The sequence below is a fragment of the Phreatobacter aquaticus genome (genome assembly GCF_005160265.1).
GTDB lineage: Bacteria > Pseudomonadota > Alphaproteobacteria > Rhizobiales > Phreatobacteraceae > Phreatobacter > Phreatobacter aquaticus.
Genome location: NZ_CP039865.1, coordinates 1,001,542 through 1,014,039, shown reverse-complemented (window position 1 = coordinate 1,014,039; position 12,498 = coordinate 1,001,542). Strand labels below are relative to the sequence as shown.

General features: G+C 66.3%; 11 protein-coding genes and 1 pseudogene. 8 read left to right on the top strand and 4 right to left on the bottom strand.

From position 1 onward, the window contains the following. Positions 1–92 precede the first annotated feature (92 nt). From E8L99_RS04720 to E8L99_RS04710, 3 genes and pseudogenes are all read left to right on the top strand, one after another. A complete protein-coding gene (locus E8L99_RS04720; protein ID WP_137098463.1) occupies positions 93–1,790 on the top strand; it encodes a heparinase II/III family protein in 1,698 nt (565 codons plus the stop codon). A gap of 100 nt (positions 1,791–1,890) precedes the next feature. Next, positions 1,891–3,495, top strand: coding sequence for a bifunctional phosphoribosylaminoimidazolecarboxamide formyltransferase/IMP cyclohydrolase (gene purH / locus E8L99_RS04715; RefSeq protein WP_137098462.1), 1,605 nt, complete (start codon positions 1,891–1,893; stop codon positions 3,493–3,495). A gap of 83 nt (positions 3,496–3,578) precedes the next feature. Then, a pseudogene (locus E8L99_RS04710) lies at positions 3,579–3,887 on the top strand (heavy metal-binding domain-containing protein); the annotation flags it as partial. A gap of 87 nt (positions 3,888–3,974) precedes the next feature. Here the strand turns inward: E8L99_RS04710 and E8L99_RS04705 are convergent. Then, positions 3,975–4,412: a hypothetical protein gene (locus tag E8L99_RS04705; RefSeq protein ID WP_137098460.1), complete on the bottom strand. Its 438-nt coding sequence runs from the start codon at positions 4,410–4,412 to the stop codon at positions 3,975–3,977. Positions 4,413–4,532: 120 nt separating this feature from the next. Here E8L99_RS04705 and E8L99_RS04700 point away from each other — a divergent pair, with 120 nt between their 5' ends. Together E8L99_RS04700 and E8L99_RS04695 are read left to right on the top strand one after the other, a co-directional pair. Beyond that, positions 4,533–5,459 carry an ABC transporter ATP-binding protein gene (locus tag E8L99_RS04700; RefSeq protein ID WP_137098459.1) on the top strand — a complete coding sequence of 309 codons (927 nt, stop codon included), beginning with the start codon at positions 4,533–4,535 and terminating at the stop codon, positions 5,457–5,459. After that, positions 5,456–6,217: an ABC transporter permease gene (locus E8L99_RS04695; RefSeq protein ID WP_137098458.1), complete on the top strand. Its 762-nt coding sequence runs from the start codon at positions 5,456–5,458 to the stop codon at positions 6,215–6,217. The genes E8L99_RS04700 and E8L99_RS04695 overlap by 4 nt, the downstream gene beginning before the upstream one ends. Before the next feature lie 6 nt (positions 6,218–6,223). Here the strand turns inward: E8L99_RS04695 and E8L99_RS04690 are convergent, their stop codons facing one another. Continuing rightward, entirely contained in the window at positions 6,224–7,621 is a 1,398-nt protein-coding gene (locus tag E8L99_RS04690) for an MFS transporter (protein WP_137098457.1), read from the bottom strand. A gap of 110 nt (positions 7,622–7,731) precedes the next feature. Beyond that, a complete protein-coding gene (locus tag E8L99_RS04685; RefSeq protein ID WP_137098456.1) occupies positions 7,732–8,295 on the bottom strand; it encodes a carboxymuconolactone decarboxylase family protein in 564 nt (187 codons plus the stop codon). 128 nt (positions 8,296–8,423) lie between these two features. Between E8L99_RS04685 and ggt the strand changes: the two genes are divergently transcribed. Together ggt and E8L99_RS04675 are read left to right on the top strand one after the other, a co-directional pair. Then, a complete protein-coding gene (gene ggt, locus E8L99_RS04680; RefSeq protein ID WP_137101956.1) occupies positions 8,424–10,199 on the top strand; it encodes a gamma-glutamyltransferase in 1,776 nt (591 codons plus the stop codon). A gap of 60 nt (positions 10,200–10,259) precedes the next feature. Further along, positions 10,260–10,631: a hypothetical protein gene (locus E8L99_RS04675; RefSeq protein WP_137098455.1), complete on the top strand. Its 372-nt coding sequence runs from the start codon at positions 10,260–10,262 to the stop codon at positions 10,629–10,631. A gap of 18 nt (positions 10,632–10,649) precedes the next feature. Here E8L99_RS04675 and E8L99_RS04670 read toward each other — a convergent pair whose 3' ends face one another. Then, the gene (locus E8L99_RS04670; protein WP_137098454.1) at positions 10,650–11,624 is read right to left on the bottom strand and encodes an NADPH:quinone oxidoreductase family protein; all 975 of its coding nucleotides are present in this window, start codon (positions 11,622–11,624) and stop codon (positions 10,650–10,652) included. A 156-nt stretch (positions 11,625–11,780) separates the two neighbouring features. Between E8L99_RS04670 and E8L99_RS04665 the strand changes: the two genes are divergently transcribed. Further along, positions 11,781–12,479 carry a YdcF family protein gene (locus E8L99_RS04665; RefSeq protein WP_168201569.1) on the top strand — a complete coding sequence of 233 codons (699 nt, stop codon included), beginning with the start codon at positions 11,781–11,783 and terminating at the stop codon, positions 12,477–12,479. The last annotated feature ends 19 nt before the right edge of the window (positions 12,480–12,498 follow it).

Genomic DNA, 12,498 nt, shown 5'->3' with positions numbered 1-12,498 from the left:
TATGACTTGATGGTGACCAAGCAAGGCTTCTAGGAGCTTTCAGCCGGGTCCCCCCGATTCGATTCCCCGCCGGCAGAAACGGACATGGCGCATTGAGGCTTTCGGCCCTCGCATGGTTTTCGGAACGGCTGCTGGCAACGAGGCTTGCGGCCTCCGCTCGCGCACGCGGTGCACGAGCCCTGCCGTTCACCGCCATCTCCATGCGGATCTGGCGCGGACGGAGCCAGGCACCGCACGTGATCCTGGTGCCGCAGGAACTGCGGACCGCCGACCCGGTCCGTGCCGACGAGTTCATCGAGGGCGTCTACGTCTTTGCCGGCCAGACGGTCACGACCTCCGATCCCTTCGCCATACCGCCTCCTTCGGATGAATGGATGGAGGCGCTGGCCGGGTTCGGCTGGCTCCGGCACCTGCGTTCGGCTGGCACGCCCGAAGCGAGCGACGCCGCGCGCCGCCTCGTCCTTGCCTGGATGGAGGCGCAGGGCCGCAGCCATCCGGTCGGCTGGCAGCCGCAGGTGATGGCGGAACGGTTGAAGGCCTGGCTCGCGACATCGGGACTTCTGCTTGCGGGCGCCGAGCCCGCCTTCTATCGCCGGTTTGCCCGGTCATTGTGGCGCCAGATGCGGTTGCTGCAGGCGCAATATGTCGGATTGCCACCCGGTGCCGGCCGCTTGTCGGTGCTGATCGCGTTGGTCACCGCGGGGCTCTGCATCGAGGGTGAGGAGCGCCTGCTCAAATGGGCGGCCCGCCGGCTGGCTGAGGAGCTCGACCGCCAGATTCTCGCCGATGGCGGTCATGTCAGCCGCAATCCCGGCGTGCTGGTCGGGCTGATCCTCGATCTCCTGCCGCTTCGCCAGCTGTTCCCGGCGCGCAACGTCACACCGCCCGCCGCGATCCTGACCGCGGTCGACCGGATGATGCCGATGGTGCGGTTCCTGCAATTCGGCGATGGATCGCTGGCGCGCTTCAACGGCATGGGCCCGACCGCGATCGATCTGGTCGCCACCGCGCTGGTCTATGACGAGAGTCGCGGCAACATTCCTGCCTCGGCGCCGCATAGCGGGTTCGAGCGGCTGGAGGCCGGCAAGACCGTCATCATCGTCGATGCAGGCCACCCGCCGCCGGCCGCCTACAGCATCGGCGCGCATGCCGGGACCTTGTCCTTCGAGCTTTCGGCCGGCCGGCAGATGCTGGTGGTCAATTGCGGCGCACCCGCCATCAACCGCTCCGTCTGGCGGCGCGAGGCCCGCAAGACCGCCGCGCATTCCACGGTATCGGTCGCAGACCGTTCATCCATGCGCTTTGCCTCACGTGGCGTTATCGAGGGCGCGGTCCTCTCCGGGCCGCGGCACGTCGCCGTCAGCCGGCGCGGCCTGACGCTGACGGCGGTCCATGACGGCTACCGGGCCCGCTTCGGTGTCGAGCACAGCCGGACGATGGCGCTGGCCGAGGACGGTCTTCGCCTTGATGGCGAGGACAGTATCGAGGGCGCCGGCCAGCCCTTTGCGGTGCGATTTCATCTTCATTCCGTGGTCCAGGCCATCCCGACCGAGAATGGCCGGTCGGTCCTGCTGGTCCTGCCGGCGGGCGAGGCCTGGGTGTTTGCCGCCGACCAGCCGGTTGCCATCGAGCCGAGCGTGTCGCTGGCGATGGCGGAGGGGCCGCGCCGCGCGTCGCAACTGGTCATCGAGGCCAATTCCGCCGACACGACGCGGGTGCGCTGGGGCTTTCGCAAACTGGACCGGCCAGCGGCCGCTCCGCAGCCGTCCGAACCCGAATTGCCGCTCTGAAAGCGGCGGATAGGCTCGACTTTCCTCAGTGAAGCGGGTTCCTGCACCGGCACGGGCGTGCTAAGGCGCGCGCTTCCTGACCTCCCGGAGACAGCGCCTCGTGTCCGCACCCGCCGATCGCCCCATTGCCCGTGCCCTGATCTCGGTTTCCGACAAGGCGGGGATCGTCGATTTTGCCCGCGACCTCGCTGGCCTCGGCGTCGCCCTGGTCTCGACGGGAGGCACCTACAAGACCCTGAAGGACGCAGGCCTTGCGGTCACCGAAGTTGCCGATCTCACCGGCTTCCCGGAGATGATGGACGGCCGGGTCAAGACGCTGCACCCGAAGGTTCATGGCGGCCTCCTCGCCATTCGCGGCAATGCCGAGCACGAGGCTGCGGCTAAGACCCATGGCATCCTGCCGATCGATCTGCTGGTCGTGAACCTCTACCCGTTCGAGGCAACGATCGCGCGTGGCGCGTCGTGGGACGACACGATCGAGAATATCGACATTGGCGGCCCCGCGATGATTCGCGCGGCCTCCAAGAACCATGACGCCGTGACCGTCGTGGTCGATGGTGCTGACTACGGTCGCGTCATCGAGGCCATGAAGGCCCATGGCGGTGCAACGACGCTCGATCTGCGCCGCCGCCTCGCCGCAAAGGCCTATGCCCGGACGGCCGCCTATGACGCCGCCATTTCCAACTGGCTGTTCAACGAGCTCGACGAGACCGCGACGCCTTATCGCGCCTTCGGTGGCACGCTGGCTCAAGGCCTGCGCTATGGCGAGAACCCCCACCAGTGGGCGGCGTTCTACAAGACTCCGCAGGGCCCGAATGCCCGGCCGGGCGTGGCAACCATTCGCCAGCTGCAGGGCAAGGAACTCTCCTACAACAACATCAACGATACCGACGCCGCCTATGAGCTGATCGGCGAGTTCGATCCGGCGCGCACTGCAGCGGTCGCGATCATCAAACACGCCAATCCTTGCGGCGTTGCCGAGGCATCGACCCTGCTTGAGGCCTATGAGAAGGCCTTCGCCTGCGATCCGGTTTCACCCTTCGGCGGCATCATCGCATTGAACCGCACGCTCGATGCGGAGGCGGCCCGCAAGATCGTCCAGATCCTGACCGAGGTGATCATCGCACCCGATGCGACGGACGAGGCCAAGGCCATCCTCGCGACCAAGAAGAATCTGCGCCTGCTGCTGGCTGGCGGCCTGCCCGATCCGAAGGCGGCGGGGATCACGGTCAAGACGGTGGCAGGCGGTCTTCTGGTCCAGTCGCGCGACAACGCGGTGGTCGATGACCTGCAACTGAAGGTCGTCACCAAGCGCGCGCCGACGCCGCAGGAACTGACCGACCTGCGCTTCGCCTTCCGCGTTGCCAAGCACGTCAAGTCGAACACGATCGTCTATGCCAAGGATGGGGCGACGGTCGGCATTGGCGCCGGACAGATGAGCCGGGTGGATTCGGCCCGGATCGCTGCCCGCAAGGCCGAGGATGCGGCAGTTGCCGGCGGCTGGACCATTCCGCTCACCAAGGGATCGGTGGTCGCCTCCGACGCATTCTTCCCGTTCGCGGATGGGTTGCTTGCCGCGGTCGAGGCAGGGGCTACGGCGGTGATCCAGCCCGGCGGCTCGATGCGCGACCAGGAGGTGATCGACGCAGCCGATGCGGCCGGTCTCGCCATGGTGTTCACCGGCGTCCGCCATTTCAGGCACTGACGGATCGTCACAGGCCCCCTGTTGTCGCGCCATATCAGCGATACATTGGTTCGGCAGAATCGGTCGCCATTGAGGAGGACTCCATGCTTCTGACCACGACGCCGACCATCGAGGGCGGCCGCATCATCCGCTACCAGGGCATCGTCACCGGCGAGGTGATCCTCGGTGCCAACATCTTCCGCGACTTCTTCGCCTCAATCCGCGACATCGTCGGCGGCCGGGCCGGGTCCTACGAGACGGTGCTGCGCGACGGGCGCAACACGGCGTTCCAGGAAATGATCGCGGAAGCGCAGCGGCTCGGCGCCAATGCGATCGTCGGGATCGACATCGACTATGAGACCCTCGGCAAGTCGATGCTGATGGTCAGCGTCACCGGCACGGCCGCCTTTGTCGAGATGGTGATGCCGCAGGCACAGGCCCAACCGGCGCCGGGTTATCCTCAGACGGCGCCCTGGGGTGGGCGGAGCTGAGGCTGACAATCAGCCAGCCGGCGGCCGGTAGACAGGCCTGACCTCTCCTGCCGGCCGGTAGATCTTTGACAGGATCTCGATCATGCGGAGTTCGTGGGTCAGCGTTCGCGACCCGTCGCCGGCCGCGATGCGGCGGGTGCAATTGCGCGCGCACTGGACGGGATCATTGGCGAAATAGGTCCAGTCGACGGCCTGGCCAAGTTCGTCCGCCAGGCGCTGACGCCAACCCGCATGGCAGAACATGATATCGGACACAATGAGCGGCTGCGCGGCCCCCAGCGCGGCGCGAGCACGCGCGATACCGTCGGCCCAGTCGTTGTTGATGTCGTCGAGAATGGATCGGCCGTGGCCGAGAACCGACGTGATAAGGCACGACTTGCCGCTTCCGGGCAGTCCAGCAATTCCAAGAATGAGCGGTGAATGTGCGTCGGGGGAAACGCCGGGCATGTGTCCAGTCTTCTTTGGGCCCGGCAACGATATTGTAGCAAAACATGTTTTGTCGATAGGGTGCGGCAATTCTGCCAGCGTGGTGCTGCGCATCCGGCCAGGCGCCCTATATAGGGGCGTATGCAGCCCATCATCTCGATATCCAATCTCTCCAAGACCTATGCGTCCGGGTTCCAGGCCCTCAAGGGCGTCGACCTCGACATCCGCCGAGGCGAAATCTTTGCCCTGCTCGGCCCCAATGGTGCTGGCAAGACGACGCTGATCAGCATCATCTGCGGCATCGTCAACGCCTCGACCGGCACTGTGACCGCCGATGGCCACGACATTGTCGCCGACTATCGTGCCGCACGCTCGAAGATCGGACTGGTGCCGCAGGAACTGCACACCGATTCCTTCGAGAGCGTCTGGGCGACGGTCACATTCAGCCGGGGCCTGTTCGGCAAGCGGGCCAACCCCGCCCATATCGAGAAGGTGCTGCGCGACCTGTCCCTGTGGGACAAGAAGGACAGCAAGATCATGACGCTGTCGGGCGGCATGAAGCGCCGGGTGATGATCGCCAAGGCGCTGTCACACGAGCCCGACATCCTGTTCCTCGATGAGCCAACCGCCGGCGTCGATGTCGAGTTGCGCCGCGACATGTGGGAGATGGTGCGTGGGCTGCGCGCCACGGGTGTCACCATCATCCTGACGACGCACTACATCGAGGAAGCCGAGGACATGGCCGACCGGATCGGCGTGATCAGTGGCGGCGAACTGATCCTCGTTGAGGAGAAGGCCGAACTGATGCGCAAGCTCGGCCGCAAGCAGCTGACCCTGCAGCTGCAGGCCGCCCTGCCGGCGCTCCCGCCGGAACTTGCGGCCTACAAGTTGGAGCTGTCGGCCGACGGCACCGAGCTTACCTATAGCTACGACACCCGCGGCGAGCGTACCGGCATCACCGCGCTGTTGCAGGATCTCGGCGACCTCAACATCCGGTTCAAGGACCTCAGCACCAGGCAGAGCTCCCTTGAGGACATTTTCGTCGATCTTGTGAGCACCCGCCGATGAACATCACCGCAGTCCAGGCGATCTACGGTTTCGAGATGGCGCGCACCTGGCGCACGCTAATGCAGAGCATCATCTCGCCGGTGCTCTCGACCTCGCTGTATTTCGTGGTGTTTGGCGCCGCCATCGGCTCGCACATGACCGAGATCGACGGTGTTCCCTATGGCGCCTTCATCGTGCCCGGCATGATCATGCTGTCGCTTCTGACGCAGAGCATCGCCAACGCGTCGTTCGGCATCTATTTCCCCAAGTTCACCGGCACGATCTACGAATTGTTGTCGGCGCCGGTGTCCTATCTGGAGATCGCAATCAGCTATGTCGGGGCTGCCGCCACCAAGTCGATCATTCTCGGGCTGATCATCCTGGCGACAGCCGCGCTGTTCGTGCCGCTCAGGATCGAGCATCCGGTCTGGATGCTGGTCTTCCTGGTGCTGACGGCGGTCACCTTCAGCCTGTTCGGCTTCATCATCGGCATCTGGGCCGATGGATTCGAGAAGCTACAGCTCATTCCGCTGCTCGTCGTCACGCCGCTGACGTTCCTCGGGGGCAGTTTCTACTCGATCAGCATGCTTCCGCCCTTCTGGCAGAAGGTCAGCCTGTTCAACCCGGTCGTCTATCTCATCAGCGGCTTCCGCTGGAGCTTCTACGGACGGGCCGATGTCCACATTGCCATCAGCCTTGCCATGACGCTGGTCTTTCTCGGCGCCTGCATTGCCGTGGTCGCCTGGATCTTCAAGACCGGCTATCGGCTGAAGACCTGATCGGTCTCAAGCTGTCGGCTCCGTCGTCCTGACCTGGCTCAGGATAGTCGCGCCGATGCAGAACATGACCAGCAGCACGCCGAGGCCGGCGCGCTGATCGTTGAGCCAGAGCGTGACGACGCTGGACACGAACGGGCCGACAAAGGCCGTCACCTTGCCGGACAGTGCGAACAGCCCGAAGAACTGGCCGATCTGGTCGCGCGGGGCGAGCCGCACCAGCAGGGAGCGCGAGGCGGCCTGCAGCGGCCCGGCCGCCGCCCCCATCACGCCGCCGAGCAGCAGATAGACGCGCTCGGGCCCGGTCGCGAACAGGCCGTCGCCCGGCATCGGCTTGGCCGTCTCGAAGATGAAGAAGATGTGGCCCGGCCCGATCAGCAGGATCGCGAAGGTCGCAAGCGTCAGGAAGGCGATGGAGCCAAGGATCACCGGTTTGGAGCCGATGAGATCGTCGAGCCTGCCGCCATAGAGCGCGCCGGCCGTGCCGGTGATGGTCAACAGCATGCCGAACAGGCCGATCTCGATCGTCGTCCATCCGAACACGCCTGCCGCATAGATGCCGCCGAGTGCGAACAGGGCGATCAGGCCGTCCATGTAGATCATGTTGGCGATCAGGAAGGCCATGACGTTCCGGTACTGGCGGACCTCGCGCAGCGTCGCGACGAGATTGTGGATGCCGGTTCTGGCGGCCTGTTTCAGCGGCATCCGGGCCGGTGCGTCGGGCGTAAACAGGAACAGCGGGATCACGAAGGCGATGAACCACAGCGCGGTCAGCGGGCCGGCGGCCCGGTCGCCCTCGCGGCCAAGCGGATCGAGGCCGAACAGTGGCGTGAAGCCGAGCAGCGTCTTGCCGGTCTCGGGGCTTGCCACCAGGAAGCCAAGCATCAGGATGAGCGAGACCATGCCGCCGACATAGCCGATCGCCCAGCCGAGGCCGGACAGTCGGCCCATCCGCTCGGGTGGCACCAGATTGGGCATCATGGAATTGTTGAAGACGGTGGCGAATTCCGCCCCGATGGTCGCCAGCACGAAGGCGATCAGCACGATGGCGACAGTGTCGGGTGCGCCGGGCCGTCCGAACCACAGCAGCGTCGCGCCCGCCACCAGGAACAGGCCGAAGAAGGCGATCCACGGCTTGCGGCGGCCGGCGGCGTCGGCGATCGCCCCGAGGATCGGCGAGAGCAGGGCGATGGCGACACCGGCTGTTGCGGTGGCGAACCCCCACATGGCCTGGCCCTCGACCGGATTGGCCGCGACGGCGCTGGCAAAGAACGGCGCGTAGACGAAGGTGTTGATGAGGGTGAAATAGGGCTGAGCTGCCCAGTCGAACAGCACCCAGCCGGCAATGGCCGATCGCGGGGCCGGCGCGGCAGGGGCTTCGTCAGTATCCAGCACGGGGGATTGCATGGAGTGACCCTATCGAGAATAGGCCGGCCAGCAATGCTAGCGGTCCGGCGGGGTGAGGACGTTGATGGCACCAGTCGAGGAGGCGCCGCCTCGTCCCCCTCGCCTTGGCCCTATTCGGGCCAACGAGCAAGGCCTTCCGCGCCGTCGGCTGGCGTGCGGCCGACATTGAGCACCAGGGCCAGCAGGGAATAGATGCCGATCAGGGTCGGAATCTCGACCGCGCCCTGTTCGCCGTGGCGGGCGACGACGCGCGCATAGGTCGTGTCAGACCAGCGCTTGGTGGACAGGAGCTCGGCCACGCAATCGTAGATGAGGGCCTCATCGGCGGTCATGTCGTCGGGACGGCGGCCATCGGCAAGGGCCGCTAGCAGAGGCTTCGGGACGCCGGCCTTCTCTGCCTCCATGGCGTGGACGGACCATTCGAACTGCTGCGAATAGGACCGAGCGACCTGGCAGATCGCCAGTTCCTTGAGGTCTTCCGGCAGGCACGAGCCGTAGCGCAGGCGTCGTCCGAGTGCCTCGACATCGATCATCACCTTGGGCGACCGCATGAGCGGGGCATAGGGGCCGAACGGCTCGACGCCGCGGCGCCGGCGGAAGTCGGCCGCGGCCTCTTCCTGCTCGGGCGTGTAGTCCGCGGGCGAAATGGGCGGCAGGCGATCAGGGGCGGCCATGGTTGTCTCGCGCATGTGGTGATTCGCGCGCCAGAGCGTGCGAAGGTCGCGCATCATGGCTTTTGCCGGCGGCTTGCCAAGAGGGGCCATTCGGGCGACCGGCCATGCGACGAACGAGGATCGCAGCGATGGGCTACCAGATCGAGATTTGCCGCCGCCACATTGCGCGGCTGCCGGCGTTGGCCGCAGCGCTTGCCCTGGCGTGCCATGCGGCACTGGCCCAGCCGGCGCCGCAGCCACCGGCTCAGTGGCCGATCATCTCGGATGCGGCGCGCACCCTTCCGGTGATCGCGCCGAACGGCATGGTGGCGAGCCAGGAGGCGAAGGCCTCGCGCATCGGTGTGCAGGTGCTGGAACGCGGGGGCAATGCGGTGGACGCCGCGGTTGCGGTCGGCTTCGCGCTGGCGGTCACGCTGCCGCGCGCCGGCAATATCGGCGGCGGCGGGTTCATGCTTGTCCATCTCGCGGAAGGTAACAGGACGGTTGCCATCGACTATCGCGAGACCGCGCCGGCGGCCTCCACCCCGACCATGTTCCTTGGGCCCAATGGCGAGCCTGACCCGAGATTGTCGCGCGATTCCGGACTGGCGGCCGGCGTGCCGGGCACGGTCGCGGGGCTCGCCGAGGCCCACAAGCGCTATGGCTCGGGCCGCTTCACACTGGCCCAGCTGATCCAGCCGGCCATCACGCTTGCTCGCGAGGGTATCGTCGTCGACGAGGACCTCGCCGACAGCCTTCCCCGCGCCGCCCCGCGCTTCCAACGGTTTCCTGCCTCGCAGCGCATCTTCCTGAAGCCCGACGGCAGCGCGCCTCGCCGTGGCGAAACGCTTGTCCAGGCGGACCTGGCGCGATCGCTGGAGGCGGTCGCCCAGCGCGGACCCGCCGGCTTCTATGACGGGGCCACCGCCGAGCGGATCGTGGCCGCACTTGCCGCCCATGGCGGCATCATGACCGCCGCCGATCTCAGCGGCTACCGGCCGGTGATCCGCGAGGTCGTGCGGGGCCGCTACAAGGGCTACGAAATTGCCTCCATGCCGCCGCCCTCATCGGGTGGCGTCCATCTGGTCCAGCTCCTCAACCTGCTGGAGCCGATGGATCTCGGCAGCCGGGGCCACAACAGCGCCGAGTCGATCCACCTGATGGTTGAGGCGATGAAACTCGCCTATGCCGACCGTGCCCGCTATCTCGGCGATCCCGACAGCGTGCAGGTCCCGGTGGCCGGTCTGACGTCCCGCGCCTATGCGGCTGCGCTCCGGCCCTCGATCAACCCTGATCGGGCCCGGCCCTCCGTCGATATCCGCCCGGGCGATCCGGCGCCCTATGAGGGCGAGCAGACGACCCACTTCTCCGTGGTCGACCGCTTCGGCAATGCGGTCGCCAATACCTACACGCTCAACTTCTCCTATGGCCTCGGGCTGGTCGCGGACGGCACCGGCATCATCCTGAACAACGAGATGGACGATTTCGCTGCCAAGGCGGGGGCATCCAATGCGTTTGGGTTGGTGCAGGGTTCCGCCAACCTGCCGGGACCGGGCAAGCGGCCGCTCTCCTCGATGACGCCGACGATCCTGTTTCGCGACGGCAAGGTGGCCATGGTCACGGGATCGCCGGGCGGCAGCCGCATCATCACGATCACATTGCAGACGATCCTCAATGTCGTGGATCACGGCATGAACATCGCCGAGGCGGTGGCCGCGCCGCGGATCCATCACCAATGGCTGCCGGACGCAATCGACGTCGAGCAGGGTGTGTCGGTGGATACGCTGCGGCTCTTGGCAGCACGCGGCCACCGGATCATGCCGCGTCCGGCCTTCGGCAATGTGAACGCCATTCTGGCCACCGCCGAGGGCTGGACCGGCGCTGCCGATCCGCGCCAGCGCGGGACCCTGGCGGTGGGGCATTAGGATTGTTCCGGGGGTAGGTCACGCTTGACCATGGCTCTCGAAAGTTCTCATTATGTTCTCATGAACACGCGCCGAATCATCCATGCCTTTGACGCAGGCCAGCCGCAGGCACTGGCCGCCGCCGGAATCCGCTCGCGCTTCCATGGCTGGCGCGGCATTTCGGGCCGGCGCTATCTGACAACGGTCTATGAAGCGGGTGAGGCCCCTGCCTATGAGGGCGCGATCATCGTGCTGGCGCGCCGCGAGGGTGACGTGCGCGTCGCTGTCTGGGCTGGACGGTCGCCGGCGTCGCCGCGCGCTCTCGCGCGGCTTGCCCAGATGAAGAAGGCCGACGAAGTCCATGTCCATCTGATCGCCGAGACCGAACGGGATCGCGCAGACGCCGAAGCCGACCTGATGTCGCCGGCAACCGTATCTGCCATCGCCGGCTGATCCGGTTCCGGGCGGACCTCAGGGCTTCAGGATCACCTTGCCCTGGGCCTTGCGGGTCAGCAGCTCGTTGAGGCCATCGGCGATCCGTTCCAGCGGATAGGTCGCGTGGACGTGGAGCGAGAGCTTGCCCTCCGCCGTCAGGCGGGCCACTTCGGCCAGATTGGCGGCATTGGCTTCCGGATTGCGGCGGGCATATTCGCCCCAGAATACGCCGCGGATGTCCGAACTCTTGAGCAGCGTCAGGTTGAGCGGAATCTTCGGGATCTCGCCGCCGGCAAAGCCGATCACCAGATAGCGACCTTCCCACGCGAGCGCCCGGATCGCAGGCTCGGCATATTTGTCGCCGACAGGATCATAGACGACATCGACGCCCTTGCCGTCGGTCAGCGCACGCAGGCGCTCCTTCAGGTCTTCCTTCGAGTAGTCGATCACCTCGTCGGCGCCATGCGCCTTGCAGAAGGCGAGTTTCTCGGGCGAGGAGGCGCAGGCAATCACCCGGGCGCCCATGGCCTTGCCGAGCTCGATGGCGGCGAGACCGACACCACCCGCGGCACCCAGAACGGCCAGCGTCTCGCCGGGCTGCAGCTTCGCGCGGTCCTTGAGCGCGTGGATGGTCGTACCATAGGTGATCACCAGGCCTGCGGCCTGGTCGTCGGTCAGCGCCGAGGGGATCGGCGCGAGCATGGCCGCCTTGGCGACCAGATGGGTGCGGGCCGCGCCGAAGGGCACATTGCCGGCGACCCGGTCGCCGACCTTGAAACGCGTCACCCCCTCACCGAGGCTCGCCACGCGGCCGGCGAATTCCGAGCAGGGCGAGAAGGGCATGGGCGGCTTGATCTGGTACATGTTCTTGATGACCAGATTGTCGAAGAAGTTGAGGCCGACGGCGGTCACGGCGACAACGACCTCGCCGGGACCGGCCACTGGATCGGGCATTTCCTCGATGACCAGGGACTCGGGTGGCCCGAACGTCTTGCAGAGCACGGCTTTCATAGGGGGATCCTCCGGGTGCGACCACACCAGCCGTGAGGCTGCCGGTCAATCTCCGCCCTTTGCCCGAGGGCTGATCGTTAAGACCCCGGCAAGCACCATGGCTGCCCGCCGCAGTCCTGTCTCGTCACCGCCTCATTCGATGCTATGATCAGCCCAATGTCGCTGCCGCGCACATCCGCCACCCTCGGCGTGGCGCCCGATCACCCTCCCGCCGCCGGTCAACCGAGGCGGGCGCGCTGGCGGCTTCGCTCCATCATGCTGCTGCTCACCGCCTCTGCCGTTGGTCTCGCCGCGGGCTTTCCGATCTTTGCCCGGTCCGCGACAAGAGGCCCGGACCTGGCCGGTTTGCAAACCGAGGCCATTGTGGCCATGACCGGGGGATCGTCGCGGATTTCCGATGCCGTCGGGCTGCTTGGCACCGGCCATGGCCGGCGCCTGCTCATCAGCGGGGTCAATCCCATGGTCGGTGAGCGGGAGATCGCCCGCGTCGTACCGGCCGCCGCTGCGATGATGCGGTGCTGTATCGATCTCGATCACCGGGCTCTGAATACGGTCGGCAACGCCATGGAAACCGCCCGCTGGGTCAGGCTTCATGCCTTCAAGTCGGTATTGGTCGTGACGTCGGGCTATCACATGCCGCGCACCATGCTGGAACTGCAGCGCGTCCTGCCCGATGTCCAGTTGGTCGCCTATCCCGTACCGAGTGGCGCGGTGAAGACCACTGCCTGGTGGAAAGACATTCCAAGCCTGAAGATTCTCAGCTTCGAATATGCCAAATATCTGCTGGCTGCCGTACGGTTACGGCTCGACCCGCCAACGGCTGACCTGCGCCCCGTGCGCTCGGCCTCACGATAACCGCCGGCCAAGGCGGGGG

Bases quoted from the DNA above. Each gene is read 5' to 3' on its own strand.
- E8L99_RS04705 (WP_137098460.1), bottom strand. From the start codon at position 4,412: ATGCCCGGCGTTTCCCCCGACGCACATTCACCGCTCATTCTTGGAATT.
- E8L99_RS04700 (WP_137098459.1), top strand. From the start codon at position 4,533: ATGCAGCCCATCATCTCGATATCCAATCTCTCCAAGACCTATGCGTCC.
- E8L99_RS04695 (WP_137098458.1), top strand. From the start codon at position 5,456: ATGAACATCACCGCAGTCCAGGCGATCTACGGTTTCGAGATGGCGCGC.
- E8L99_RS04690 (WP_137098457.1), bottom strand. From the start codon at position 7,621: ATGCAATCCCCCGTGCTGGATACTGACGAAGCCCCTGCCGCGCCGGCC.
- E8L99_RS04685 (WP_137098456.1), bottom strand. From the start codon at position 8,295: ATGGCCGCCCCTGATCGCCTGCCGCCCATTTCGCCCGCGGACTACACG.
- ggt (WP_137101956.1), top strand. From the start codon at position 8,424: ATGGGCTACCAGATCGAGATTTGCCGCCGCCACATTGCGCGGCTGCCG.
- E8L99_RS04675 (WP_137098455.1), top strand. From the start codon at position 10,260: ATGAACACGCGCCGAATCATCCATGCCTTTGACGCAGGCCAGCCGCAG.
- E8L99_RS04670 (WP_137098454.1), bottom strand. From the start codon at position 11,624: ATGAAAGCCGTGCTCTGCAAGACGTTCGGGCCACCCGAGTCCCTGGTC.
- E8L99_RS04665 (WP_168201569.1), top strand. From the start codon at position 11,781: ATGTCGCTGCCGCGCACATCCGCCACCCTCGGCGTGGCGCCCGATCAC.